We start from the raw sequence: 26445 nt of genomic DNA, 5'->3' as shown, positions 1-26445 counted from the left end.
AAAATATAAGGGGAAATATACATGCTTAAAAAATGGATGAAGATCGGTTTCGTCACCGTCATGACGAGCATGACATTTGGTGCGGCACTTGCCGAAGCGGCAGGTGTTTTGACGATCGGACGACGCGAGGACTCCTCCACTTTCGATCCAATCAAAACCGCCCAGAACATCGACAACTGGGTGTTCTCAAACGTCTATGACGTGTTGGTGCGAGTCGACAAGACAGGCACGAAACTTGAGCCCGGTCTTGCTGAAAGTTGGACGATTTCGGATGACGGTCTCACTTATACGTTCAAACTACGCGATGCGAAATTCTCGGACGGATCGCCGATTACTGCCGAAGACGCTGCTTTCTCACTTCTGCGTATTCGTGACAATCCAGCTTCTCTGTGGAGTGACTCTTATAAAGTCGTGGACACTGCCGAAGCTGCTGATCCACATACGCTGGTCGTTAAACTGAAAACGCCGTCCGCACCATTCCTGTCCACGCTAGCGCTCCCCAATGTCTCGGTTCTTTCTAAGAAGGGACTGGAAGAGCTGGGAGAGGATGGTTACGCTGAAAAGCCAGTGGCATCTGGTGCGTTTGTGGTGGATGAATGGCGTCGTGGTGATCGTGTCGTTCTGAAAAAGAATCCGAATTTCTGGGAGGCCGATCGCGTCAAGCTTGATGGCGTCGAGTGGATTTCGGTCCCCGACGATAATACGCGGATGCTCAACGTGCAGGCCGGTCAGCTGGATGCTGCGATTTTCGTACCGTTCTCGCGCGTGGCCGAGCTGAAAAAAGACCCAAATTTGAAGGTCCATGAAGATACGTCCACACGCGAAGATCATCTGTTGATCAATCATGAGCACGGTGCACTTGCGAAGAAGGAAGTCCGTCAGGCGCTGGACATGGCTATCGACAAGCAGTCGATTGTCGATACCGTGACATTCGGTATTGGTCAGGTTGCGAATTCCTACATACCGAAGGGTGCTCTTTATCATTACGCGGATAATCTCAAGCGTCCGTATGATCCGGAAAAGGCCAAACAGATGCTGGCCGATGCTGGCGCTTCGGACTTGTCGCTAAACTATATCGTCAATGCTGGCAACGAAACGGACGAACAGATCGCAGTACTTCTACAACAACAGCTTCAGAAGGCAGGCGTCACCGTTAATCTCCAGAAAGTCGACCCCAGCCAGAGCTGGGATATGTTGATTGCGGGTGATTACGATATCTCTGTCATGTACTGGACCAATGATGTTCTTGATCCGGACCAGAAGACCACATTCGTTTTGGGTCACGATACCAATATGAATTACATGACCCGATACAATAATGAGAAGGTAAAAGACCTTGTCGCAGCGGCGCGTCTGGAGCTTGATCCGAAGAAGCGTGAAGCGATGTATATCGATCTCCAGAAAATGGCGAAGGACGACGTCAACTGGATCGACCTCTATTACAGCCCTTATATCAATGTCACGGGCAAGAACATTGAGAATTTCTACCAGAACCCGCTCGGACGCTTCTTTCTCGAAGATACTGTGAAGAACTAAATTTGTCAGGCTAAGGCGAAAATGTAGCGGCGGGCTTTGCCCGCCGCATTATTGTCATCACTTGCGCAAGTGATAATTGACCTCGAAAAATTCAAATTCGAGACGGACAGCACGCTGGAAGAAGTCGTGACATATCTCAGATTGCGCCGGGCCAATCCGATCCAGTTCGGCTTGGAGAAAGCTTACAAACTCTCGGAAAGAAGGATTGTCATGTAGTGTGATCCATTCTGCATGAACGAAATTTTCAGGACGTGGCGATTGCGCGCGGGATGCCCAATCGAGATAAAGACCTTCAGCAACGTTGAGAACCGAGAGTATTGCACCATAGGAGCGCGTGTCAGCGGCTTCACGCATGATTGCTTTGAACCCGATGGTCGGTTCGGTATCGGGGATATTTGCGCGTTGTTCTTCGCTTACATTGAGTGCTGTGAAAGCGCGAAGAAAATAGGTGTTTTCTTCTCCTGAGACCATGCCGGCGAAACGTCCAAAGCGCAGCCGCGCCTCAAACGTGTCGGCTGTGGCCATTGCTGCGCCCAGCAAAGTGAGGAAGCTGTCTAGAAAACGGTGGTCCTGAACCAGATAGGATGCCATAGATGCATCCGAAAGCGTGCCCGCGCAGAGCTCTTTGACGAAAGAATGCTCAACCGCCTGCGTCCACAATGGTTCGCTTTCTTGCTTTAATATTTGTGAGAAATGCTTGGTCATAAAGCTACCTTTTTGCTGGCAGCGAGACCGTGTGAATTTGGCATTATACGGCCTCGCAGTGAGACCGGCAAAAGGCTGGCTTAAACTTTCCCATCCCTTCGCCGGCATGATCCGGATCAGGTTCGAAGGGTCACGGCGCTACGCTTGCCAGCCGTATCTCAGCCCCTTGCGGGACTCCCCTTGGTGTCAAAAGTCTTAATCGAGACTCTCGCCAATGTCGAGCCATCGGGGAGTCGATGAATTACATACAACCAAATTGAAATCGTCGCTTGATGATACGCCAGTCAGTCGGCCTTATCGGATTGTGCAAGTTCAAGCTCTCTGCGTCTCAACATCTCAAACATGGATGTAGTACGCAGATTTGTCTCGCGATCAATCTCGCCGCCCTTCTGCCAGATGCCATATTTCTCACGGAAGTAATCGATGACAAGCAGATCAGCCTCAATACGGTTGTGCCCTTCCTGAACCAGATTAAGAAGCGCATCTACTCTGCTTCCTTTGCCTTCACGAAGGTGGCGTCGTTTTCCGGTATTCCAGATTGGAATGCCCACACGTTCCAAATGCCCGGAAATCCACGGGTCGTCGACTGTCCACATGACATCTGGAATATCGTAAAAAAGCTCGTCAAACCATTCGGGGCGAACAAGCACGCCGGCAAAGCCGGAAATCTGATCGACATACCCCGGAGTGGCTAGGTTGGGTTTAATTGTGAAAAGGCAGAGTATCCGTTTCACTCTATATATAGAGTCTTTGTGTTTCCAATGGCTGCGCGGAAGCCTGTCTGATGGGCGGCAATCATCGGATATGTCCGGAAATGTTTCGCCCACTTCAATAATACAAGTATTCGGTTTTTGGGCCGTTTCGCTTTTAAAGCGCGCATGCCAGCCGCGATCGTAAATCTTATCGTCGTCGCAGAATAGAATGTCGATATCCTGTCCCTTGAGATCCCTGGCTGCTGGAAGGACTTTCGTCGCAGGGCCATAATCCTGATCACAACGGCAGATGGTTACACCCTTCGGCACAACCGGCAACGTTCCATCCCAATCGGGAAAGCGGCGGTATGTCTCCGGTATATAAAGCCTAATTTCGTGGGCTTTTAAGTTCTGAGATAAAAGAGACTTTAGGGTCGGCTGTATCAGATGAAAGCGCGAGGGTATTGATGATAAGCTGATGATAGTCGGTCTATTCAATTTCGAACCCTTTGAGCAATCTGGTCTGTTGAAACGTGATTCCACGCACTCCGATTAAATGTGTTGTTAGCGTTGATTTTATCAAATGAAAAGTTATACAGACTAACGAATAGCCATGCATATATCATATGCTTTGACCCAAGCGCGAAAGCATGAATGTTAGACCCGCGAACCCGACAATGCAGGCTGCAAAAGCCGTCAGAGAAACATTGAACCAGTACATGATATATAACTTTCGCAGCTCTGCGTTGCTAAAAGTTTACTATTGTACTCATGTTTAAATTACAAGGGTTCTTATATGCACCGCAAGAGTTTTGCACCGCCTTGGCAGGCGGCATGTTTTATGCTGCACGAACATAGCAAGCTAGCCGACGTGTTGCGCTTCGTTCAACGAGGACTGGCGGGATTTGATGGCATTCAGCAACGGCAATAGGGCATCGTGTGGAAAAGCCACAGCCCTTTGGTGGATTGGCAGGGCTTGGCAGGTCGCCACGTAAAACGATGCGTTTACGTTGCCGCTGGGCCACAGGATCAGGCAGTGGAATGGCCGATATCAAAGCCTCCGTATAAGGGTGTTCTGGCCGGTTGAAGACTTCGGAGGTTTTGCCTGTTTCGACGATCCGTCCAAGATACATGACCGCTACACGATCCGCGAAATGCCGGACGACCGAGAGATAGTGGCTGATGAACAGATAGGACAGGCCGAAATGTCGTTGAAGATCGAGCAGCAGGTTGAGTATTTGCGAGCGGATCGAAACATCGAGCGCTGAAACTGGTTCATCCAAAATCATGAGCTTGGGATTGAGTGCCAGCACTCTAGCGATCACGATGCGCTGTCTCTGCCCACCTGAAAACGCACTGGGCCTTCTCACTGCATGTTCTGCATGCAGGCCTACAAGCTTGAGCAGTTCTACCACGCGCGCACGTCGTTCGGACGCTGTGCCGATATTGTGGATAGCCAGCGGCTCAACGATGCTTTCTTCGATCGTCAGTTTCGGATTGAGCGCCGAGACAGGATCTTGAAACACGATCTGAATATCACGTGAAAGTCCGCGTATTGTTTCAGACAGACCATGCTTGACTAGCTTGCCGTCGAAGCTGATATTGCCGGATGTCGCTCTGGTCATCCCGAGGATTGCCGTGCCGAGCGTGGATTTACCACAGCCGGGTTTACCGACCAGTGCCACACTTTCCCCATAGCCAATCTCAAGATCGACGCCATCAACCGCTTTTACAAACTTGACAGCTTGGCCCAGAAGACCGCCACGAATGGGATAATGAACTTTAAAATTTTTAACGGAAAGCAGCATGTTGCTCATACCAGTGATCCCACTTGTTGCGAACGCCAGCAAGCCGCAGCACCAACATCGATGCGCGCTGAAAGCGGCGGTGCATGCGCCCTGCATTGATCTTCCGAGATTGGGCAGCGGGGCGCGAAGCGGCAACCATCAGGCGATGAGCCAATGTCAGGCACAATGCCTTCGATGGTTGGTCGATAGGTTTTAGGTTCGCCTTCCAGACGTGGAATGGTTGAGAGCAACAGCTTTGTATAAGGATGCTCTTGGCCAGAGAAGATTGCATCGACCTGTGCCTGCTCAATGACGCGACCTGCATACATCACAGCCACGCGGTCGGCCATATCGGCGACGACGCCCATGTCGTGCGTGATGAGCAGGATTACCGTTCCGGTCTCATCGCGAAGCTTTTTCATGAGATGAGTATCTGCGCCTGAATAGTCACGTCGAGCGCCGTTGTCGGTTCATCGACGAACTGAAGGTGTCCGAGAGACGGGCATGTCGTGTTCTCGGTCAGCATCGTTCCACACAGCACAAGATCGCCAAGATCCTGGATGACGAAGCGGCTTTGACTGCCGACATCACAGCGCTCGCTCTCCAGTATTGCCGCTATGGCTATCGCCGCATCACCGCGATGCTGCACCAGGGTGGCTGGATCGTGAACGTCAAACGGGTTGAGCGTATCTGGCGGCGGGAGGGGCTAAAAGTGCCGAACAAGCAACCGAAACGCAGCCGTTTGTGGCTGAACGACAGCTCGTGTATTCGGCTTCGACCGGAGTACCCAAATCATGTCTGGTCCTACGACTTCGTAGAGGAGCGGACGCACAATGGCAGGAAAATCCGCATGCTCAACGTGATCGATGAGTTCACGCGGGAATGCATCGCCATCAGGGTCGAGAGAAAGCTGAAGGCAGTCGATGTTATCGACGTGCTTTCCGATCTCTTCATCCTGCGCGGCATCCCCATCCATATTCGTTCTGACAACGGCCCGGAATTCATCGCCAAAGCACTCCGGGAGTGGATCGCAACAGTCGGTGCCAAAACCGCCTACATCATGCCGGGTAGTCCGTGGGGAAACGGCTATTACGAAAGCTTTAACTCGAAACTCCGTGACGAACTGCTCAACGGCGAAATCTTCTACACACTCAAGGAGGCGAAGATAATCATCGAAAGCTGGAGACAACATTACAACACCGTGCGGCCCCATTCATCACTGGGCTACAAACCGCCGGCACCCGAAGCAGCCGTCTGGCCTCCACAAAATGGGCCAACGTCAACACCAGCAGTGGCAAGTCGACCCGGCATGCACTAATATTCAAAACGGGTCACCTCATAGGGGCAGGCCTTAATGGCGAGAATCCCCCCTTTTGATCCAGATAAAACAGCCGTCTTATGTATTAATGACAGGGATGATGTCGTAATTGAGACAGTTGATGTACCAGACTTTGATGGCGTTCCGGTCAAGTATATTGCGGGTACGGTCGTCGATAATGTTTATGATATCTTGTACGTTGTCTGCGTTGGCTTCGTGAAAGAGTTGATTAACAGCGGCGCGAGGCACGGAGTTTCCTTGGAACTATGGTCAGAGTTCGCGGCCATCTTGCCACCGCATATAGGGCAGGATGAAGCGCGCCGTTCGGCTAACAATCGGGTGAAATGCGATCTGTGGCACAGGGGTTGGACGCAATGCGAGTTGTTCGTCGGTTGCACCACAGACTGCATCGGCAACAACATCCGCCATAGCGCATGAAAGGGCGAGACCGCGCCCATTACAGCCAATCCAGCTGTAAAGACCGTCGTCGCGTTTATGCAGATGCGGTAACCGATCAACTGTCATGGCGATGCGCCCGCCCCAGAAAGTGTTTATTGTGCCGCGCGGCAGATCAGGGAAGAGCTCGCGCAACCGACCCTCCACCATTGCAGGCAAACGATATGCCGCACCTGCCTGAACGGCGAGTGCACCGCCAGAAACGAGCCGTCCCTCGCGATCCTTGCGAAAATAACGAAGGTCAAATCGGGTGTCTGACGATGCTTCATTGCCGGGTAGAATTGTATGCGCCATATCACCCAGCGGCTCGGTTGCCGCTTGATAGGATGTCACCGGCACAATTGAGCGTCGAAGTTCAGGCCAAAGATTGCCGGTGTGGGCTGCGGTAGCAAGCACGACTTTTTCCGCGTGAAGTTCACCGTCGGGAGTTTTGATCCGCCAGCCTGTTGGCGTTCGCGTGAGATTGAGCGCAGGACTTTGTTCGAAGATTACAACACCTTCTGACACTGCTCCGCGTGCAAGACCCACCGTGAAAGCATAAGGATTTATGTGGCCACCGCCGCTATGCTCCCATCCACCATGATAAGCATTTGTGCCTAAACGAAGGGCCATTTCGCTCGAAGAAATGACGGCAGTTGGCGCGCCAACTTCCGCCCATTGTGCGGCGAGAGCAGAAACGCGCTTGAAACGACCTGCGCTATGCGCTGGTTGCAGCCAGCCAGAGCGGTTTAAATCGCAGTCAATCTGGTAACGGTCGGCTAACGCATAAAGTTTATCGGCAGCGCCCCTTACAAGCTCGATGAAACGTTCAGCATGGTCTCCCGGCCAAATGTTCCGCAAAGCCACTGGACCATGACGTGTCAACGCAGAGATGACTTGCCCATTGGCACGGCCGGAAGCTCCATAGCCCACCTTGGCTGCTTCAAGCACAGTGACTTTGAGCCCACGCCTCGCAAGCTCAATAGCCGTAGCAAGACCGGCAATGCCACCGCCGATGATTGCAATTTCGGTCTGCGCTACACCTTTGAGAACTTCGCCTTCAAACCTCTCGCGCGAAAGCGACATCCACAGGGACGAAGGCTTATTCGATGGCCAGGATTTCATGTGCGAACCATCGTAATTTCCAATCCGCAACTTTCGCGCAAATCGAAAATAGCTTCACTGTTTCCGCTGATCGTCAGACGATCCCTTCCAATCGATATCGTTATGTCCGCAACGCAGTTGCTGGATAGCACTTCAAGTTCCGAGGCGTTCGGTGTGGCAATAGATATCAGACGCCGCGCGCCGTTGGGGTGTTCTATTAAGTCAGATGTCCAGAGAAGTTCAGGTGTGTGGTGCTGACAGAGCAAACATTGATAGGCTGGAGTAACGCAATCTTTGAAACGGCTTATCGAAAACCGTAACTCGCCAGCTTCGATTTGTCGTGAAAAGTGCCTTACCGCTTCAGTCTCGATGTTCTTATCATTATAGGCTCTTGCATCGGCTTCGACATCTTTGCTGCGCAGCGCAATCCCGCGCAATCCAGATCCATTTTCGAGAAGCTTGCGCCATTTAGCATTGGCTTCTGTTTTCTCAATGATTGCAAGGATCTCGATATAGGTGTCATTGAGCATGACACATCGATTGGCAGTGCCCATTGCGGCGCTGTGTTTTGCGATTGGTGTGACATGGAATCCGACATTTTCAAATGCAGTGCCCGTACTATCGAGATCGTTTGTTAGAACAACGACATGGTCGATGGGTAAGTGAAATGTCATGCGGCCACTGTCATTTTTCTGATGCCATATATGCGGTCGACAATGATGAGCGTCGCAACTGCCATAAGAAGCTGCAACGTGCTGAGAGCGGCGATTGTTGGGTCGAACTGGTGTTCGAGATAGCTTAGCATTACGACCGGCAAGGTGTTCGTACTTGCGCTTGCAAAGAAATAACTCACCGGCAAATTGTCGAATGAGGTGAGAAAGGAGAATAGCGATCCCGCCATGATGCCGGGGCGGATGAGGGGTAATGTGACATGCCAGAAAACTTGCAGGGGATTAGCTCCCAGAATGGCTGCGGCTTCTTCATAGCTTTTTGGCATGCTGCCATAAACGCCTGCAACTGTGCGAACAACATAGGGAAGACAGACGATGGTATGGGTGATCAACAGAGCGCTGAATGAAATTCCCAGTCCAAGCCTGCTCATGAAGAACAGCGACGCGAAACCAATCACAATCATGGGCATCGACAACGGTGACAGTAGAAACGCCATAACAGCGCTTGCCCAGCCTGTGCGTGAACGCGCCAGATAGAGGCAGGCGGGGATGCCGATCAGACAGGAGAGAATGGTGGCGCCGATCCCGATCTTAAAGCTGACGATGAGCGCATCCACAAATGGTTGATAAGCGAAAATATTCGCAAACCATTTGAGCGACCAGCCGGGGATGGGAAAGGCCACATAGCCCGCAGACGTGAAGGACACGAGTACAACAACTAGAATGGGAGCCAGCATAAAAATGAAGAACACCACGACGAACATGGTCAATGCAATGTCTGCCCAGTCTTTTCCAAAGAGTTTCATCGATTAAACTCCCCGACGGCGCACGAGACGCAATTGCAGGAAGAGACAGGCAATTGCGATCACCAGAAGGATCGAACTCATTGTACTCGCCATGCCAAAATCGCGTGTAGTGTTGAATTGTTGGTAGATGAGCAATGGCAAGGTCTGAAGGCCACCACCCAGCATAACTAGGGTAACGAAGCTTCCATTGGCAATCATGAACACCAAAATTGCTCCGGTTCCGATGCCGTCGATTGAGAGCGGGAAAGTCACCTCCCAGAAGGTGCGAAAACGACCGGCTCCGAGAATTTTGGCGGACTCCTCCAGACGGCGATCAATGCCTTGCAGAACTGTGCTGATCGACAAAACCATGAAGGGTACGAGCACATGCACGAGAGCGGCGATGGTGATTTCCGGCGAGTTTGTGAAGCGCAATGGCGTTGCAATGATCCCGAGTTGATCGACAAGCAGATTGTTGATCAGGCCGCGGCGCGCAAAAAGAACTTGCCAGCCGAAGGTCCGCATGATGATTGACGTCAAAAGTGGGGCGATAAGCAAAAAGACGATCAAGCCAGCCCAGCGGCCTGCTTTGCGCACCAGAAAATAGGCGACTGGATATCCGATGATGACGCAAATCAGCGTCACACCACCCGAAAGTAAAATCGTCTCACCGATGACACGCAGATAGAAGGGATCGGTGAGCAGCGTGACGTAGCGTGCGAAAGTCAAACCGCCTTCGGTGTCGACAAAGCTGCGCATGCTATTGTCAAAAAGAGGCAGGACGAAAAAAGCCAGAAGGAACGCCAGAGCAGGCAAGATGAGCAGCCAGCCCGGTAAAGCCAGCCCTGTTCTTGCATTAGCGTTTGATGTTTCTGACTGGCTCATCGTTATGCTCCGCGACCTTACTGACCGATTTCCCGGTTCCAGCGATCCACCCATTCATTTCGGACTTGAGCAATTTGCTCATATGGAGGGAAGGCCGTTTTCTGCCACGGCGTGATGCGTGGCTTTAGCTTTTCGCTGTAAACAACATCAACGTTGGTGACGCCGTAGTTCATAATGTCGGCAAATTGTGTCTGGTTGGCTGCGTCGAGCACTTCGTTGATATAGTCCCAAGCGAGCGGATTGGCATTTTTTGCCTTCTGGACTGCCAAACCGTTGAGTGAACCGCCTTCTTCCGGGTTGATGAAGTCGATCCAGGTTGCGCCGGCATCATAATGGTTCCAAGTGCGACCATCGAAATAAATGCCGATATCGGCTTCGCCAGAAGAAAGATGATTGAAAAAATCATTCGGTCCGGCCCAATAGATGAGATTATCCTTCATCCGCTCAACTGCCTTGAAGAACGGATCGACGTTGTCGGCGCCGCCGCCAAATGCCTTGGCCATGGCCCAGATCAGCATGATCGGTGTGACGGCGTAACTGATGGACGGGATCGAGGCTACGAACTCACCAGCGGCAACTCTGTCGACAAATTCGGCAAAAGACTTTGGAGGGATTTTTACCCTGTCTTTATTGTAGGTTATGCCAGCTACACCATAGTCGAACAGCGTACCTTTGCCTTCAACTGAATCCGTCAGTTGCTGCGGGATTTTTGCGAGGTTCGGCAGCTTTTCGACTGTAAAGTCGTCAACCAGACCTGATCTGGCTGCGGTCAAAGCAAGGTCTGGCGTCATAATGAGCACATCGACTGGCGGCTTGGCTGGAGATGCTTCAACCTGCGCCAACCACTGAGGCGGGCCGCCGAGCGAAACATTAGCCTTTGCACTGGTCTTAGCTTCAAATGGTGCAACAAAGCATTTGCGAACCGCTTCTTCCCATATGCCACCAAAGGCTGTCACGGTGATTTCTTTTGCGGCCTGCGCATTGGCGATGCGTGAGAACCCGCCTACTGTAAGACCAAGACCAAGCATCGCGCCCGAGCCGAGGAGATTTCGTCTGGTAATTAGTGTCATTGCGATACTCCGTATCTGGAACAATCAGGCGTTTTCGGAATTGGAAATTGCGACGAGTTTTTCGACAGCTGTCCGGAATGCTATACTCGCTGTATGTGCGTTCTCGGCTTCGGCCCTCGTTCTTGGAAAGCCTTCGGGAAGTGTAGGCAAAACGGTGTCGAGTACAGCTTTGCGCTGGCGCTGCCGTACCGATCCGGGAAGCTGCACAAGTGCACGGTTCAGGCTGTCCATCAAAGCCGGTTCAAACACTTCGTCCCAGTGCTTTCGCTCGGGACCAAATCCATCAGCGGCCTTGCTTTCTGACAGCGTTAGGCGACGGGCGGCGGTGGCGTCTTTATTGATCATGCCATCATGTATTCCCACGCCATAATCGGCATAAGCGGCGTCGGGTGTAACGAAGCCATCCAGAACGTCGAGTAGCACCGCGTCAGGATCTCGTTTAAGTGGGTTTCCCCAACCACCTGCCCCGGGGGTCAGAAAAGTCACCGTATCGCCTGCACTGACGTTGAGCACGTCGATTTTGCCAAGCTTGCGTTCATCAGGGCGTCCGCGATTGACTATCAACGCGCCGGGCAAACCCGCATAGCCACCATAGGCACCCCATGGACGGAAGAGCAGGCGCTCCATACCGCGTCCGAGTACGTTGGTGTCATCGGTTAATGCACGAAATGTCAGTTCCATCCCGCACCCACCGCGCCATTGTCCGGGACCACCGGAATCGGGGCGCAGGCGGTAATGCAGGATTTCGACGCCAAGCTCGGCTTCGACCGTTTCGACCGGATTGTTGGCGAGATTTGAGATGCCGCTATCACGACCGTCTACGCCATCGCGACCTAAACGTGCACCTGTGCCGCCGATCATCGGTTCGATGACCTGTACGCGCCGTCCGCCCTTGCCATCTGGTTCCGCCATTACGACGGGAATAACTGTGCCAGATGATGCAGCAGGCATGACATCAGGCAATGCCTTTCCGAAGGCGCCATTCAAAACATCATTGACACGAATGGCGGCGGCATGACGGACACCTGTTGCGGCAGGTTCCTGCGGATTGACCAGACTTCCCTCAGGTGCGGTTATACGAACCGTATCGAGAAGGCCAACATTTAAGGGTACTGTTGGATCGAGCGTGTTGACCAATGCGAGTACCCGCAGTGTCAGCCATGCATGGGGCCGTCCGCGCGAAGGAATGTTCATGGCGGTGGCCACTTGCGGATCAGTTCCGGTGAAATCCAGATGCACTTCTCCGTCTTCGAATGTCACCGTCAGCGCAATGCGAACTGGCAAGTTACCAGCTGCATCATCATCAAGATAATCCGAAAACGTATAGGAGCCAGCGGGAACCTTTCGCAGAACGGATCGCGCCTTTTCGGCTGCATATGAAACAAGATCAGTGCTTGCTGCCGAAACCTCATCTGCTCCGTGCTGGGCAACCGCCTGTTCGAAGCGACGACGACCGGCAGCAAGAGCTGCCAGCATGGCGCGAATATCGCCCATATTGGCTTCAGGTGTACGGCTGTTTGCTTCCAGAAACAGGCGTACTTCAGGAGACATTTCTCCGCGCTTCATCAGTTTGACTGGCGGAATACGCAAACCTTCCTGAAAGATTTCGGTATTCATTGGGGAGATGCTGGATGGTACACGTCCGCCGACATCCGAGCAGTGTACGAAACACCAGCCATAAGCAACTACGCGACCCTCATGGAAATAGGGCTCGATCATATGAAGGTCGGGCAGATGTGTGGCGAGACCTTCTGAACGATAGGGATCGTTGGTTAGGATGACGTCGCCGGGTTCGAGCGGCCCCACTGCTTCAATCGTTGGCCCGCATTCAAGGCCTACAAATCCTGAAACACCAATAGAACGCGGATAGGCGAAAAAGCGTCCGTCCAGTCCGGCAAGCGCACAGGCAAAATCAGCAGTTTCTTTGACATAAAGCGTGCGGCCCGTGCGCTGCAGCGTCAGGCACATTTCTTCGCTGATAGCTGCAAGCTTGTTGCCGAGAATGGCAAGCGTGACTGGGTTGAGTTTCATTGTGCCAGCCTTTCAAGATGCAGATTTCCTGCTTTGTCGCAGTTGGCTATCCAGCCCGGTAGCAGAATAGTGGTGGTATCATCCTGCTCGATAATTGCAGGACCACAGACCTGATCATTTGCCCGGAAACTGAGGCGGTCGTAAATATCTGCATCAAGCCATGCACCTTTGTGGAACAGGCGGCGGTTGCCTTTGATCTCCGGTTTGCCGGCCCCTGTCGGAAATTCTTGCGCGGCGAGGTCTGGCGTGACACCGATGACGGCGAGACGAGCCGTCCCCAGTTCAACTTCCGCTGTGCTGTCGCGAAAACCATAGATGCGCTCATGTTCGCGGTGAAAAGCCTCGGAAATGGCATCAACGTCTGTGTCGACATCGTTCAATGCCACCCGCAATTCATAAGCCTGACCGACATAACGCATGTCGGCAGCCTTTTCGAAAAGGCGTCCGATACTTTGTTCGCCTTCTTGATCCAGCCAGTCATTTCCTTCGGTGGCAAGGGTTTCGAATGTTTCGGCAAGGGTCGCGGCGGTCGCTTCATCAAGCTCTTTGCGCAGACTGCGAACGAAATCGCGCCGTAAGTCTGCTGCTGCGGCACCCAGCGCACAAAATGTTCCTGCTGCTGGAGGGACGACGATGCGGGCAATGCCCACTTCTTCGGCGAGAAGGTTGGCGTGTGTTGGGCCTGCGCCGCCAAATGGAACAAGCGCAAAGGCTGCCGGATCAAGGCCTCGAGCTGCGAGCGTTTTATAGAGTTCTGTCGCCATGCCAGCCGTGGTGACTGCAAGCGCCCCCTGGGCTGCTTCTGCAGCAGCATTCTCACCGTGATATCCGATCCGATTGCCTATCTGGGCAAGAACTGCAGCTGCAGGCTCGCTCTCAAGCTGCATACGTCCACCAAGGAAACCGGCCGGATCGATATAGCCAAGCGTCAGATAACAATCGGTGACGGTTGGCTCTGTGCCGCCGCGACCGTAAGAGATGGGGCCGGGCATTGCGCCAGCACTGCGAGGGCCGACTTTTAGCACGCCATGATCATCAACCCATACGATAGAGCCGCCACCTGCACCGATGGCTGAGACATCCACAACCGGCAAAACTAGAGGCAAGCCGCCAATATCGGTTTTGGTGGCGAGCGCAGCAGAACCATCTTGTGCGACGGCGATGTCTGACGACGTGCCACCCATATCAAATGTGATGATTGCGCGCACGCCTGATGTTGCAGCCAACCGCGCGGCCGCCATGACACCGGAGGCTGGTCCGGAGAGGATGGTTTCGACCGGACGCTCCTGTGCTGAGCCGATGCTCAGGGAACCGCCATTGGAGGCTGTGACGAGGATTGGAGCATGAACTCCATCGCGAGCAAGGCCGGTTTTCAGCCCTTCAAAATAGCGCTGCATCAATGGCTGGATATAGGCATTCAGACAGGCGATCAGCGTGCGTTCATATTCGCGGATTTCCGGCCAGATTGCTGCGGCAGATGTAATGGAAAGCCCATTCGTCTTTTCGGATATTTTCTGCGCCAGCTCTTTTTCAACCGAAGGGTCGGTATAGCCATTGATCAATACAAGTGCTGCCGCATCGACGTCGAGCGCGTTGAGTTGTGCCGCAATTTCTTCAAGAGCCGCATCGTTGGGAAGTTGGGTTGTTGTGCCGTTTGCCGCAAGTCTCGCACCTATTTCGATGATGCGATGGCGCGGCACCAGGGGTTCTTCCTTGCTTGCATGAAAATCAAAGGAAGAGGGCATGCGGCTGCGTGCGATTTCCAGAATATCGCGATAACCTTCGCTGACGATGAGTGCGATCTTTGCACCGCGCCTCTGGATAACGGCATTGAGACCGATTGTTGTGCCATGCATAAGCGTGTCGATCTGGTCTGCGCCAAGATCAGCTTTCCTGAGCAGCGACTGCAAGCCCACGATCAGCGCCTGAGACGGATCTTCCGGCGTCGATGGTTCCTTGTAATGGATCAGGCTTTTGCGGTCGGGATCGAACAGAACAAAGTCGGTAAATGTTCCGCCCACGTCGATGCCGATACGTGCGCCATTCTTCTGCATAATCTGAGCTTTCAGTTCATTCTGATGTTACGACGACCGCATCCTGTGGGTTCCAGCCGAGCGTGATTTCCTGATTGAGATGATAGGCGAGTTCGCCAAGGCGGCTTTCCGCTTGCCGGTAGATGAATATTTCCCGGCCAAGCGCCGGAACATCGACTTGATAAGCCGCGTAGTTTCCACGGAACACTGCGCCGACGACCCGGCCATTCAATAGGCCATTGCCATCTGCGACCGGCGCGATGCGCTCTGGCCGCACCGAAAGCGTAAGGGGCTGTGATGAGGGTTGCCGAGTGGCTAGGGGAAGAGCCACGCTTCCCTGCTTTCCACCGACCAAGAGGGATGCACCGTCTGGTGATGCTTGGCCCTCGAAAATGTTCGAGGCCCCAAGAAACTCGGCAACAAAACGGCTCTGCGGTTTGTCGTAAATCTCGCCCGGTGTTCCAAGTTGGAGAATACGCCCCTTGTTCATGACAGCGACTTCGTCGGCCATGGAAAGCGCTTCTTCCTGATCGTGCGTCACAAGAAGAGTGGTAATGCCAAGGCGAGCCTGCATGGCGCGGATTTCAAACTGCATGCTTTCGCGCAAGGATTTATCGAGTGCACTTAAGGGCTCATCAAGCAGCAAAACTTTGGGATTCACCACCAACGAACGCGCAAGAGCCACGCGCTGCTGCTGACCGCCCGAAAGTTGGGAGGGAAAAGCATCGCCACGGCCAGACAACTGGATGAGATCGAGCATCGACCTGATGCGTTCATAGCGTTCTGCTCTTGCCGCGCCCTGCATCTTTAAACCGAAGCCAATATTTTCCGCGACCGTTCTATGTGGAAACAGGCTGTAGTTCTGGAAAACCATGCCGAGACGGCGGCGATGAGGCGGAAGATTGGTCACATTGGTTCCGCCGATGTGGATTGTGCCTGAATCTGCACCCTCAAATCCCGCAACCATACGCAAGGTCGTTGTCTTGCCGCATCCAGATGGACCGAGCAGTGAAACGAGTTTTCCTGCATCGATGGTTAGATCAAGACTGTCGACAGCAATATTGGCGCCGAAACGCTTCGTGACGGCTTTCAGCATGAGGGCGCTTGCTCCGTCTTGCGAATGCAAGCTCATGAGCGCATCTCGCGATTTGCCCTGATGTCTGTAAGAAAGATCATGTGCATTTCCAGCATTACAATATATTGTAGCGCTACAATCGACCTTGAAACCGATTTCGTCAAGGATAGGTTTTCTGCGTTTCGTTTGTTTCAGAGTATATAAAACCTTGCGAAGTAACATTTATGAGAATATTTGGTGCGTTAGACCATGAATAGCTTTGTTCGCAGCAAAAATGTCATAACGATGCAGTCGGTCGCACAGGCCGCTGGCGTATCGCCTATGACCGTATCCAATGCGTTCCGTTATCCTGAGCGAGTACTAGAGGAAACGCGTTTGCGCGTGTTTCAGGTCGCGGCGGAACTTGGTTATGTTCCGAACCATTCTGCAGGCATTCTTTCCTCCGGGCAGAGCCGGGTTATTGGCGCAGTCATTCCGTCGATGAAGAACTCGAGCTTCTATAAGTATGTGCGCGGGATGCAGGATCGCGCCAGCGAGAGCGGCTATGAGTTGATACTCAAACTTGCGGAAACCAGACAGGACGAAACCGCTGCAATTCAGACATTCATCGGTCTGCGTGTCGCAGGCATTTCACTGGTCGGCAACCAGCATTCAGAGGAAGCCATAGATCTGATCAGGAAGACCGCGACACCAGTCGTAGAGGGCTGGGTCACTGACAATGTCCTCGACATGGCGGTAGGTTACTCCATGACAGATGCAACACGGACAATGGCGTGTCTTCTCGTCGAACGAGGTTGCCGTCGTATCGGGTTTGTCGGATATGGTGGTGCATCCGCACGTCGATATAGCGACCGTCTGCCTGCTTTCGAGGAGACTATGGCCGCAACAGGTCTGGAACATCACCGGGTCTGCATTGTGGATGAGGCAGATGGTTTTGGCGCTGGTCCTAAGGCGCTTGAAGCCCTGCGCCGTATCGATCCTGATATCGATGGTGTGATTTGCCCTACGGATATCGTGGCGGCTGGTGTGATATTCGAATGCACGCGCCTAGGATGGAAAGTGCCGGAACGTCTTGCTGTCACAGGATGGGGTGACTACGAAATCGCGTCGGAAATAACGCCGGGTCTATCGACGATCCAGCCGAACGCCTACGAAATGGGCGTAAAGAGCATGGCAATGATTGTTGATCGTGTCTCTGGCGTAAGCACGGCTGATGTAATCGTCGATATCGGGTATGATGTCGTGAAGCGCGAGAGTGCATAAAGCATTCGGCCTCAATGCACGTTTATGTGGTCTCTTTTTTCCGGAATGAAGAAGCATCGATGCCGAGACGTTGTAGTCGGGCATAGAGACTGCGACGCGGTAGCTGCAACAATTCGGCAGCGTCCCCGACATCACCATTCAGGCGTGCAAGCGTGTCTTGCAGGACTTTGGCTTCAAACTGATCTATCTGTTCCGTGAGCGGGAGAGAACAGGGTTTAACTGCTGGGTCGTAACTTAATCCCAGTACCACTTGCTTGGCGAAATTTCGCAACTCGCGCACATTACCCAACCATTCATCGGCGTTGAGCCGGGCCTCTATGGTTGCATTAATATCCGGGCGCGGTTGGCCAAACTGGTTTGCAGCCTCATCGAGAAAATAAGCGAATAATAGCCCAATATCTTTACGGCGCTCACGCAAAGGCGGGATGCGGAGCCGCACGGTTTCGAGTCTGTAGAAAAGATCTGAGCGGAAACGTCCGGCATTTACGGCACCTTCGAGATCGCCCTTGGCGGCAGCGATAATGCGCAGATTGACGGCGCGAGGTTCGCCCGTCATGGACGGCAATTCACGTTCTTCGACGACACGCAAGAGCTTGCCCTGCAAGCTTGCTGACATGCTGTCGATTTCATCTAAGAACAGGGTGCCGCGGTCAGCATCGGCTATACGCCCACGCTGAATCCTGTTGCCGAAAAGCACTTCATCGGCAATCGCGTCAGGTAGGGCCGCACAGTCGATTGCCACAAAGCCGCGAGCATGGCGGGCGCTCCAACGATGAAGCAGTCGCGCAACAAGTTCTTTTCCGGTGCCCGTTTCGCCTTCTATCAGTACATCTACGTCGACACTTGCGAGTTGGCGGATGGTTTCGCGTAATCGCACCATGACAGGCGTTTCGCCCAACAGTGGGAAATCCTGCTCAGCTTCTGCAGCAGCCTTGCGAAGGCGGCGGTTTTCCAAAACCAGACGGCGCATTTCCAATGCGCGTCGAACACTCGAAATCATGTGATCGGCAGCGAAGGGTTTCGCGATGAAATCAAACGCGCCTTTTTTGAGTGCCGCCACCGCCACGCTGATGTCGCCGTGTCCGGTCATCAGAATGACCGGTAACTCGGGGTCGCGTGTTAGCAGCGCTTCCATCACCGCATGACCATCAATGCGTGGCATCCGGATATCTGTGACGACGATGCCGGGAAAGTCGGCACTCAGATTGGCTAGTGCCGATTGTCCATCACCATAGGTCTCTATATCCAGTCCAGCGATTTCGAAAGAATCCGCTAGCGCTGTGCGGAAGGCTGCGTCATCGTCGATCAACATGATGCGGAGTGGTTCAGTGCCTGTCATGTTTGTTGTACTCGCTTTGCGGTGGCAGAGAAGGCTGCGCCGCCCAATGGGGAAGACACGATACGCAATGTGCCTTCGAGTTCTGTCATGATGTCGCGGGCAATACCCAACCCAAGGCCCAAGCCGTCCGGCTTTCCCGTTACGAAGGGGCTAAACACTTCATCACCCAATGCCGGATCAATGCCGGGTCCATTATCGGCAACGATCAGGGATACCAATTGGTCCTCTTCCGATATGAACAAGGCGACGCGCCGTTCAGATTGTCCGGCAACGGCATCAAGCGCGTTTTGCAGGAGATTGACCAATACTTGTTCCAATCTCACGCGATTTGCGAGAACCCAAAAATTAGATCCATTGGGCATTTCAAGCGTCACGCCAGCATTGCGAAAGCGGTCGCCCATCAGAAGAAGCGTACCTTCTATCAACTCATCAAGACGGACCGGAGCCAAATCACGGTGCCCGCGTCTTGCGAAGCGCCGCATTTCCTGTGTGATGGAACCAATACGGGAAGTGAGTTCAATGGATGTGGAAAGATTGGCTGCGACTTTGTCCAGCTTACCTTTCGCCAGATGGTGCTGTGCGTTTTCTGTAAGTGTTTGAATGGTCGCGACCGGTTGGTTGATCTCATGGACGAGACCCGCAGTGATAGACCCCAGTGAGGCGAGCCTGTTTGCTTGTCCCAGTTCCTCGCGTGCTTCCCGAAAGCGTTTATCGGCGCGCTCGCGCTTGGCCATTTCGGCACTCAGTTCGGCTGTGCGTTCTGCAACTGCGGTTTCAAGGGCCGCTCGGTCTGCAGCCAGGCGTGCCGCGCGCGTCACTCGCCAATAAACCGCACCGGCAATCGCCATGAGGATCAGTAGCGCTGCCACAGTGATAAGTCTCGCCAGATCATTTGCTGCTCGAATTGATGGGCCTACGGCTTCAACGTGGAGAAGCCTCAACTCTGTTCCGGCAATTGGTTCGCTCACAGTGAGAAATTTTGCACCTGAAGGTCCGCGCATCATGTTTTCAGGCTCAAGAGCATAGTGGCTTGGTTGTAAGTCTGCGACGCTGAACTGTCCGCTTTGGCTTATCTTGGTGCGCTCTGCTTCGGCGATGGGTTGAAACGAGCGAAGGTCTTCTGCCTTATCCGTGGATGCCAATATGATACCACGGGGATCAACGACGAATGTCTGGCCGGGATCGTTCGACCACGTTTGAACAAGCCGGTGAAATTCAAATTTGACGACCACCACACCAACGGGATTGGCTTCATCGCCAATGCGCCTTGCTAGGAATAGACCGAAACGCCCGCTGAGATCGCCTATCGCGTAATATTCAGCAGCTCCTGCGGCCATTGCGCCTTGAAAATAGGGGCGATAGTCGTAATTGCGGCCAACAAAACTTTCGGGCGTGTTAGCATTGGAAGAAGCAATGACGGTGCCATCGCGTTTGATGACATAAATTATCGGCGAGCCTATTTCATAAGCGAGGAATTCCAGCTTCTCGTTTAGTCGCGCTGTCGCTGTTCGCGTTTCACCAGCGAGGACGTCGTGAAGATCGCTATACTCTTTTAGAACAACCGGAAGCAGACGGAACTTGGCAAGCTCGCTATCGATCAGACGGGTTTGCTGACGCGCAACAAGTGTCGCGTCGTCGCTCAAACGATCAAGCGCGTTTGTCTCCGTCCATGACCGCGCAGCCGTCCAGAGGCCGACAGTCATCACAAAGACAATTACAATGATCAGGATTCTGCTGAGTTTCTGAGACCCTTCCATTTGTGCAGGATTATGCATTTATTCGGAGAATGTCACGCAGAATTTTGCACAAAACTCATATTTCAAATGTGTCGAAATTTAGATTCTGCGAGTTAATTCAACAAACTAAACTTTTTAATCCGCTCCTCTGGCGGTCTTCAGCTAAGTCCCGCATTTTAGCGCAACTTCGAAAATGGGAGTTTCGTAGGGAGGAGCTAATCCGTGCAACCACAAGAATTTGTCTTTGTTCTCACCCAATTTCTTGAAAGTGACCTGGGTGTCGCGATGCAGGCGCAGGAAACTGAAGGCCAGCCTGACCAAGGGGTGCGGATCTAGAACCGATCATTCAAACCCATTTTCCAACCCGGGTTCTCGCGTGTTTAAGCCCTTTTGGGGCGCTGTAGCGACAATCCTGAAGGCAATCAAAAACACCCGGAAATATGCGCAGCTTATGGCGCGCTCATGCCGGGTGAACCTCAAGAATCGTGAGATTTGAAGGAGTGACCGCATGGTCTCAATAACGTCCGAACGGAGTGATGCGCCGAGCACCAATAGCCGACTGAAATCCATTATTGGTGGATCGACCGGTAATCTGGTCGAATGGTTCGACTGGTATGTGTACGCAGCTTTCACGCTCTATTTCGCACCGCATTTCTTTCCGTCGGAGAGCCAGACCGCGCAGTTGTTGAGCGCTGCTGCAGTTTTTGCCGTTGGTTTCATCATGCGCCCGATCGGTGCGTGGATCATGGGCATCTATGCTGATCGCAAGGGCCGCAAGGCGGGTCTGGCGCTGTCCGTGACGCTAATGTGCGCAGGCTCGCTTATTATTGCCCTTACACCTGGTTATGAAAGTATCGGCCTTGTCGCCCCGGCGCTTCTGGTTCTTGCACGCCTGATGCAGGGTTTGTCAGTTGGTGGTGAATATGGTGCCAGCGCGACCTATCTTTCTGAAATGGCTGGCAAGAGCCGTCGTGGCTTCTTCTCATCCTTCCAATATGTGACGCTGATCTCCGGTCAGCTTCTGGCAATTCTGCTGCTGATCGTGCTTCAGAGCACAATGGAAACTTCTGCCCTTGAATCTTGGGGCTGGCGTATTCCGTTCTTCATCGGTGCATTGCTTGCCGTTGTTGTCTTCTGGCTGCGTCGTGGTCTTGCTGAAACCGAGAGCTTCAAGAATGCGAAAACCAAAGACGCACCGAAGTCTGGCTTCTGGACACTGATCAAGTATCATCCGAAGGAAACCGCACTGGTCATGCTTCTGACGGCTGGCGGTACGCTCGCCTTCTACGCATACTCGATTTACATGCAGAAGTTTCTGGTCAACACATCTGGCTTCAGCCGTGAAGTGGCCAGTCAGATCAACGCGGTTACGCTGTTCATCTTCATGTGCCTGCAGCCTATTGCGGGTGCTCTATCGGACAAGATTGGCCGCAAGCCACTGATGATTGCCTTCGGTACGGCGGGTGTACTGTTTACCTATCCGATCTTTGCGACACTTGAGCAGACGCGTGACCCATGGGTTGCCGGAATGCTGGTTATGGGGGCCCTGATCATTGTAACTGGGTATACCTCGATCAACGCGGTGGTGAAGGCTGAACTCTTCCCGGCTCATATCCGGGCCCTTGGTGTGGCGTTGCCATACGCCCTTGCAAACACCCTGTTTGGCGGGACAGCTGAATATGTAGCGCTGAGCTTCAAGAACGGTGGCTGGGAGCGTGGCTTCTATTGGTACGTAACCGTTATGATCGGTATTTCGCTGATCGTCTATCTGAGAATGCGCGATACCAGCAAAGACAGCATGATCAAGGAAGACTAATCGATACGAATACCGGGCTATTAGCCCGGTATTTTTTATTCCTCTTCTGCTCTTCTGTTGCCAAAAGGAGAGGATTTTTCTGAAATTGTTTGGGCTGCATTCTGAATGAGCGGCCCAAAACTTTCGCTGAAGCCTTCGGCTGTCCATTCCTGCAGGCTACCCGCCACATGGATTGCGCCAACAGGGGCGCCTTTCCAATCTAGGATGGGCGCGCCAATGACAACTTCATGATTGAGAAGCTGTTTGCATAACAGGGAATGTCCGCGTTCGCGCGTGGCGCGAACATATTCCATCACGCCTTCAAGATCGCGGACAGTATGCTGCGTGAAAGGTGTCATATCCGACCGATTGACGATGTCGGCAATCGTCGTGTCTGGCAGCCGCGAGAGAATGGCCACGCCACCCGCCGTGCAATAGGTGGGAACAGCATTTCCGACAATGGTTGCACTGAAGACTTCATGTTTTGAAGGCATACGCAGGGCGTAGATAACGCGAACGTCGTCAAAAAGAGACAGATCAACACGCTCGCTGACACGGCGTCGCAGTTCCAGCATAACCGGATTTGCGCGCTGCAACATGGGGTTGAGCCGCAACAAATCGTGGGTCATGTCGAGAATGCGCAAGCCGGGCAGATAACCACGATCTTCCGGGTCGCGAGCCAGCATATTCAACTTCAGAAGCGAGTGAACAATGCGCTGGGCAGCACTGCGATCAATGCCTGCTGCGGTTGCAACCTGACTGAGTGACAAGGGATGTCGCGCGCTTTGAAATGCAGACATGACTGCAACAGTTCGTGCGACCGAGCGCAGAAACAACGGGTCATCCTTAAAAGCTTCTGCTTCATCCGGATCGAAAGTGGATATGCCGCGCAGGTCTCGAAATGTGTTCATGGGAAAAAGCTTTAATCCAGATTCAAGGATTGACAAGGATCAAATTTGATCCCTATCATGAAAAATCAATATAGATGTATCGCTGACAGATACACATTGCAGCCCGAGGGGGCAAATCAGGAAAATGGGAGTACGCTCGTGTCAAAACGCGTGGCTGTAGCTGGCTTTTTGCATGAAACGAACACTTTTGCTGCCGCTCCGGCAACCATGAAAGCGTTCGTTCAGGGTGGCGGATATATCCCCCTTTCGCGTGGTGACGCGATTATCGAGAATGCTCAAAACGTCAATCTAGGCATTGCTGGTGCACTCAAATTTGCACAGGAAGCGGGCTGGGAAGTCGTGCCGATCTTGTGGGCTGGGGCTATCCCATCTGCACCGGTCACCAAAGATGCTTACGAAACAATCGTTTCTGAGATTGTTGCGGGATTGAAGGATTGCGGTTCGCTCGATGGCATTTTCATCGACTTACATGGTGCGATGGTTGCCGAACATGTGGACGACGGCGAGGGCGAACTTCTTGAGCGCGTGCGTGCTGTTCGTGCAAGTGAACCGCTGTCGGTAGCGCTTGACCTGCACGGCAACATCACGCGTCGTATGTTCGAATATGCCGACGTCATGGTCGGATTCCGCACTTATCCGCATGTTGATATGGCCGAGACCGGCTATCGGTCAGCTAAAGCCTTACAGGCATTGATGGACAAGTCCGATGGTTGGCACAAGGCGATGCGGCAAGGTGATTATCTCATTCCTATCGCATGGCAATGCACGGATGAAGAACCCGCCAAAGACCTGTATGGCTTGACGGTCGATGTACCTGAAAAAGTGCTGACAGCGTCTCTTTTCATGGGCTTTCCCGCCGCTGATTTCGCGGAATGCGGTCCTTCTGTCTTTGCTTACGGATGGGATAAGCAGGCGGTTGAGAACTGTGCAGATGACATTATGGCTGCACTTTCCGCAGCTGAGGCGTCTTTCGCAGGTACCTCTTATCAGCCGGCAGAGGGAGTTGAGAGAGCAATCGAGCTGGCGCGAGATGCATCTCGTCCTATCATCATTGCCGATACGCAGGACAACCCCGGCGCAGGCGGTAGCTCTGATACGACAGGGATGCTTCGCGCGCTAATAGCCTGCGATGCAAAACGAGCCGCTATTGGTTGTATCCACGATCCTGAAGCGGCAAACATCGCGCATCAGGCAGGCGAGGGTGCGGAGGTTGAAATCTCACTTGGCGGCAAGTCGGGAATTGATGGCGATGAGCCATTCGTGGCCACGTTTACTGTAGAAAAGCTCTCCGACGGCAAGGTACATGCGACCGGGCCTTATTACGGTGGCACCTGGTTAAATATGGGGCCATCTGCCTGCCTGCGGCTTGGCGGGATACGCGTCGTTGTAACAACCAATCTCGCGCAGATGGCGGATCGCGCGCTCTATCGCATGGTTGGCATTGAACCGGAACAGCAAGCCATTCTGGTCAATAAGAGCTCTGTGCATTTCCGCGCCGACTTCGCACCTATTGCTGAAAAGCTCCTTGTTTGCACAGCGCCGGGTGCAATGCCGCTTAGCCCGGCACAATTATCATGGAAGAATTTGCGCTCAGGTATTCGCCTTGAGCCGTTGGGAGAAGAATTCAAATAAAACAATAATAACAACCTTCAGAGGAACCAAGTAGATGCAGTTTTTCAAATCACCACAGCCTGGCCCCATCCTCCGTAAACTGAAATACGGGGTAGCTGTTTCCCTGATTGCGCTTGGCGCAGGCAATGCATGGGCGGAAACAACGCTCACTGCCGTTATGCATTCTGATTTGCGTATTCTCGATCCGATCATCACCACAGCCCATATCACTCGGGATCATGGATATATGATCTATGATGTGTTGATTGCAGTTGATGAAAATTTCAAGCCACAGCCTCAGATGGCAAATTGGGCCGTTTCGGACGACGGTAAGACTTATACATTCACGCTGCGCGATGGCCTGAAATTCCATGATGGGGCGCCGGTAACGGCAGCAGATGCGGTGGCTTCACTTGAACGCTGGGCCAAGCGCGATGCCGGTGGCCAGTTGATCATGGATATCACTGACTCTCTGAAAGCCACCGACGACAAGACTCTCGTCTGGACACTAAAAGAGCCGTTTGCTCCCTTCCTCGATACGCTTTCCAAGCAGGCGGCTTTGCCACCGTTCATTATGCCAGCGCGGATTGCAGCAACCTCGGCAGATACTGCGATTACGGAACATATCGGCTCCGGCCCGTTCAAGTTTGTACCGGGAGAATTCCAGCCCGGTGTCGGCGTCAGCTATCTCAAGAATGAAGATTATGTCCCGCGCAGCGAGCCCGCCAGCTGGATGGCAGGCGGCAAGGTCGTCAATGTCGACAAAGTGCGCTGGGTTACAATGACAGACGCCCAAACTGCTGTGAATGCGCTGACGAGTGGTGAAATCGACTATGTAGAACAGATTCCGGTTGATCTCGTGCCGCTGTTTGATGGCGACGATTCCGTTGTTCTTGAACAGCGTGATCCGCTCGGTTATCAGACGATGGGACGCCTCAATTTCAAGCATCCACCTTTCGATAATCCCGACATTCGTCGCGCGGCCTTCCTGGCCATGTCGCAGGAGCCAGTGCTTGCGGCGTTGATGGCTGACCCGAATTACTACAAGGTTTGTGGGGCGATCTTTGGCTGCGGTACCCCTAACGCTACCAATGTCGGCGCAGACAGCATCACCGCGCAGGGTAATGTTGAAGAGGCGAAGGAACTGCTCAAGAAGGCCGGTTATGATGGTAAGCCGGTTGTGTTGATGCAGCCGACTGATGTTACCAGTCTGTCGCCTCAACCCGTTGTCGCGGCGCAGCAACTGCGTGCCGCTGGCTTCACCGTCGATATGCAACCGATGGACTGGCAGACGCTCGTCGGTCGTCGCGCGTCAAAAGATGAGCCGTCGAAAGGCGGTTGGAACATCTTCTTCACCAACTGGCAGATTCCAGAAATTGCCACACCGCTTAACTCCGTGATGCTGAATGGGCGTGGCGATCAGGGTTGGTTCGGCTGGCCGAAGGATGACAAGATTGAAGAGCTGAAAAAGGAATATATCGCCGCCAAGACGCCTGAAGAGCAGAAGGCCGTTGTCGAAAAGATACAGGCTCATACGTTGGAGAACGTGCTTTATATTCCACTTGGCGAGTATAACCCACCACAGGCACGCCGCTCCAATGTCGTTGATATGCTCGGCTCTCCCGTTCCGGTCTTCTGGAATGTGAAGAAGACCGAGGAATAA

General features: G+C 53.1%; 20 protein-coding genes, 1 pseudogene and 1 riboswitch. Of the genes and pseudogenes, 6 read left to right on the top strand and 15 right to left on the bottom strand.

Translation table 11 applies throughout. From position 1 onward, the window contains the following. Positions 1-21: 21 nt before the first annotated feature. Positions 22-1536, top strand: coding sequence for an ABC transporter substrate-binding protein (locus OIV19_RS09965; RefSeq protein WP_498831038.1), 1515 nt, complete (start codon positions 22-24; stop codon positions 1534-1536). A gap of 57 nt (positions 1537-1593) precedes the next feature. Here OIV19_RS09965 and OIV19_RS09960 read toward each other — a convergent pair whose 3' ends face one another. The 4 genes from OIV19_RS09960 to OIV19_RS09945 form a co-directional block, all read right to left on the bottom strand. After that, a complete protein-coding gene (locus OIV19_RS09960) occupies positions 1594-2241 on the bottom strand; it encodes a TenA family protein (protein WP_264231526.1) in 648 nt (215 codons plus the stop codon). A gap of 76 nt (positions 2242-2317) precedes the next feature. After that, a riboswitch (TPP riboswitch) is annotated at positions 2318-2432 on the bottom strand. A gap of 93 nt (positions 2433-2525) precedes the next feature. After that, positions 2526-3431, bottom strand: coding sequence for a glycosyltransferase family 2 protein (locus OIV19_RS09955; RefSeq protein WP_264231536.1), 906 nt, complete (start codon positions 3429-3431; stop codon positions 2526-2528). Positions 3432-3772: 341 nt separating this feature from the next. Beyond that, positions 3773-4750, bottom strand: coding sequence for an oligopeptide/dipeptide ABC transporter ATP-binding protein (locus OIV19_RS09950; protein WP_264231525.1), 978 nt, complete (start codon positions 4748-4750; stop codon positions 3773-3775). Continuing rightward, entirely contained in the window at positions 4747-5142 is a 396-nt protein-coding gene (locus OIV19_RS09945) for an oligopeptide/dipeptide ABC transporter ATP-binding protein (protein ID WP_319637599.1), read from the bottom strand. Before OIV19_RS09945 ends, OIV19_RS09950 begins: the two co-directional genes overlap by 4 nt. Positions 5143-5192: 50 nt before the next feature. Between OIV19_RS09945 and OIV19_RS09940 the strand changes: the two are divergent. Beyond that, positions 5193-6038: pseudogene (locus tag OIV19_RS09940) on the top strand (IS3 family transposase); the annotation flags it as partial. Between the two features lie 270 nt (positions 6039-6308). Here the strand turns inward: OIV19_RS09940 and OIV19_RS09935 are convergent. Genes OIV19_RS09935 through OIV19_RS09900 form a run of 8 tightly spaced genes read right to left on the bottom strand, consistent with a single transcriptional unit; the run spans position 6309 to position 16184 of the window. Next, entirely contained in the window at positions 6309-7598 is a 1290-nt protein-coding gene (locus OIV19_RS09935; protein WP_264231524.1) for an FAD-dependent oxidoreductase, read from the bottom strand. Continuing rightward, entirely contained in the window at positions 7595-8251 is a 657-nt protein-coding gene (locus tag OIV19_RS09930; RefSeq protein WP_264231523.1) for a VOC family protein, read from the bottom strand. Before OIV19_RS09930 ends, OIV19_RS09935 begins: the two co-directional genes overlap by 4 nt. Continuing rightward, positions 8248-9054: an ABC transporter permease gene (locus tag OIV19_RS09925; RefSeq protein ID WP_264231522.1), complete on the bottom strand. Its 807-nt coding sequence runs from the start codon at positions 9052-9054 to the stop codon at positions 8248-8250. Before OIV19_RS09925 ends, OIV19_RS09930 begins: the two co-directional genes overlap by 4 nt. 3 nt (positions 9055-9057) lie before the next feature. Further along, entirely contained in the window at positions 9058-9918 is an 861-nt protein-coding gene (locus OIV19_RS09920) for an ABC transporter permease (RefSeq protein WP_264231521.1), read from the bottom strand. Positions 9919-9935: 17 nt separating this feature from the next. Then, complete coding sequence (locus OIV19_RS09915; RefSeq protein WP_264231520.1) at positions 9936-10988, bottom strand: extracellular solute-binding protein; 1053 nt, start codon at positions 10986-10988, stop codon at positions 9936-9938. Positions 10989-11012: 24 nt separating this feature from the next. Next, positions 11013-13019 carry a hydantoinase B/oxoprolinase family protein gene (locus tag OIV19_RS09910; RefSeq protein ID WP_264231519.1) on the bottom strand — a complete coding sequence of 669 codons (2007 nt, stop codon included), beginning with the start codon at positions 13017-13019 and terminating at the stop codon, positions 11013-11015. Continuing rightward, a complete protein-coding gene (locus tag OIV19_RS09905) occupies positions 13016-15073 on the bottom strand; it encodes a hydantoinase/oxoprolinase family protein (protein ID WP_264231518.1) in 2058 nt (685 codons plus the stop codon). Before OIV19_RS09905 ends, OIV19_RS09910 begins: the two co-directional genes overlap by 4 nt. A 16-nt stretch (positions 15074-15089) precedes the next feature. Beyond that, on the bottom strand, positions 15090-16184 hold the full coding sequence (locus OIV19_RS09900) for an ABC transporter ATP-binding protein (protein ID WP_264231517.1): 1095 nt from the start codon (positions 16182-16184) through the stop codon (positions 15090-15092). A 192-nt stretch (positions 16185-16376) separates the two neighbouring features. Here OIV19_RS09900 and OIV19_RS09895 point away from each other — a divergent pair, with 192 nt between their 5' ends. Then, complete coding sequence (locus OIV19_RS09895) at positions 16377-17390, top strand: LacI family DNA-binding transcriptional regulator (RefSeq protein WP_264231516.1); 1014 nt, start codon at positions 16377-16379, stop codon at positions 17388-17390. 22 nt (positions 17391-17412) lie between these two features. Here OIV19_RS09895 and OIV19_RS09890 read toward each other — a convergent pair whose 3' ends face one another. Both OIV19_RS09890 and OIV19_RS09885 read right to left on the bottom strand, forming a co-directional pair. Continuing rightward, complete coding sequence (locus OIV19_RS09890; RefSeq protein ID WP_264231515.1) at positions 17413-18729, bottom strand: sigma-54-dependent transcriptional regulator; 1317 nt, start codon at positions 18727-18729, stop codon at positions 17413-17415. Further along, on the bottom strand, positions 18726-20432 hold the full coding sequence (locus OIV19_RS09885; protein WP_498831041.1) for a sensor histidine kinase: 1707 nt from the start codon (positions 20430-20432) through the stop codon (positions 18726-18728). The genes OIV19_RS09890 and OIV19_RS09885 overlap by 4 nt, the downstream gene beginning before the upstream one ends. A gap of 541 nt (positions 20433-20973) precedes the next feature. On the opposite strand from OIV19_RS09885, the gene OIV19_RS09880 reads away from it, so the two are divergent. Beyond that, on the top strand, positions 20974-22281 hold the full coding sequence (locus tag OIV19_RS09880; RefSeq protein WP_151094624.1) for an MFS transporter: 1308 nt from the start codon (positions 20974-20976) through the stop codon (positions 22279-22281). A gap of 35 nt (positions 22282-22316) precedes the next feature. Here OIV19_RS09880 and OIV19_RS09875 read toward each other — a convergent pair whose 3' ends face one another. Beyond that, the gene (locus tag OIV19_RS09875; RefSeq protein WP_151094626.1) at positions 22317-23171 is read right to left on the bottom strand and encodes an IclR family transcriptional regulator; all 855 of its coding nucleotides are present in this window, start codon (positions 23169-23171) and stop codon (positions 22317-22319) included. A 138-nt stretch (positions 23172-23309) separates the two neighbouring features. Between OIV19_RS09875 and OIV19_RS09870 the strand changes: the two genes are divergently transcribed. Together OIV19_RS09870 and OIV19_RS09865 are read left to right on the top strand one after the other, a co-directional pair. Further along, positions 23310-24803, top strand: a complete 1494-nt coding sequence (locus OIV19_RS09870; protein ID WP_264231513.1) for a M81 family metallopeptidase — start codon at positions 23310-23312, stop codon at positions 24801-24803. 34 nt (positions 24804-24837) lie between these two features. Further along, entirely contained in the window at positions 24838-26445 is a 1608-nt protein-coding gene (locus OIV19_RS09865) for an ABC transporter substrate-binding protein (RefSeq protein WP_264231512.1), read from the top strand.

Origin of the sequence: Brucella sp. HL-2, assembly GCF_025846885.2 — a bacterium.
In the GTDB taxonomy this organism is placed as follows: Bacteria; Pseudomonadota; Alphaproteobacteria; order Rhizobiales; family Rhizobiaceae; genus Brucella; species Brucella quorumnocens.
The sequence above is the reverse complement of the archived record's forward strand: the minus strand, read 5'-3'. Positions and strand labels throughout refer to the sequence as shown.

Coding starts and splice junctions, on each gene's coding strand:
- OIV19_RS09965 (WP_498831038.1), top strand. CDS start 22: ATGCTTAAAAAATGGATGAAGATCGGTTTCGTCACCGTCATGACGAGC.
- OIV19_RS09960 (WP_264231526.1), bottom strand. CDS start 2,241: ATGACCAAGCATTTCTCACAAATATTAAAGCAAGAAAGCGAACCATTG.
- OIV19_RS09950 (WP_264231525.1), bottom strand. CDS start 4,750: ATGAGCAACATGCTGCTTTCCGTTAAAAATTTTAAAGTTCATTATCCC.
- OIV19_RS09945 (WP_319637599.1), bottom strand. CDS start 5,142: ATGAAAAAGCTTCGCGATGAGACCGGAACGGTAATCCTGCTCATCACG.
- OIV19_RS09935 (WP_264231524.1), bottom strand. CDS start 7,598: ATGAAATCCTGGCCATCGAATAAGCCTTCGTCCCTGTGGATGTCGCTT.
- OIV19_RS09930 (WP_264231523.1), bottom strand. CDS start 8,251: ATGACATTTCACTTACCCATCGACCATGTCGTTGTTCTAACAAACGAT.
- OIV19_RS09925 (WP_264231522.1), bottom strand. CDS start 9,054: ATGAAACTCTTTGGAAAAGACTGGGCAGACATTGCATTGACCATGTTC.
- OIV19_RS09920 (WP_264231521.1), bottom strand. CDS start 9,918: ATGAGCCAGTCAGAAACATCAAACGCTAATGCAAGAACAGGGCTGGCT.
- OIV19_RS09915 (WP_264231520.1), bottom strand. CDS start 10,988: ATGACACTAATTACCAGACGAAATCTCCTCGGCTCGGGCGCGATGCTT.
- OIV19_RS09910 (WP_264231519.1), bottom strand. CDS start 13,019: ATGAAACTCAACCCAGTCACGCTTGCCATTCTCGGCAACAAGCTTGCA.
- OIV19_RS09905 (WP_264231518.1), bottom strand. CDS start 15,073: ATGCAGAAGAATGGCGCACGTATCGGCATCGACGTGGGCGGAACATTT.
- OIV19_RS09900 (WP_264231517.1), bottom strand. CDS start 16,184: ATGAGCTTGCATTCGCAAGACGGAGCAAGCGCCCTCATGCTGAAAGCC.
- OIV19_RS09895 (WP_264231516.1), top strand. CDS start 16,377: ATGAATAGCTTTGTTCGCAGCAAAAATGTCATAACGATGCAGTCGGTC.
- OIV19_RS09890 (WP_264231515.1), bottom strand. CDS start 18,729: ATGACAGGCACTGAACCACTCCGCATCATGTTGATCGACGATGACGCA.
- OIV19_RS09885 (WP_498831041.1), bottom strand. CDS start 20,432: ATGACTGTCGGCCTCTGGACGGCTGCGCGGTCATGGACGGAGACAAAC.
- OIV19_RS09880 (WP_151094624.1), top strand. CDS start 20,974: ATGGTCTCAATAACGTCCGAACGGAGTGATGCGCCGAGCACCAATAGC.
- OIV19_RS09875 (WP_151094626.1), bottom strand. CDS start 23,171: ATGAACACATTTCGAGACCTGCGCGGCATATCCACTTTCGATCCGGAT.
- OIV19_RS09865 (WP_264231512.1), top strand. CDS start 24,838: ATGCAGTTTTTCAAATCACCACAGCCTGGCCCCATCCTCCGTAAACTG.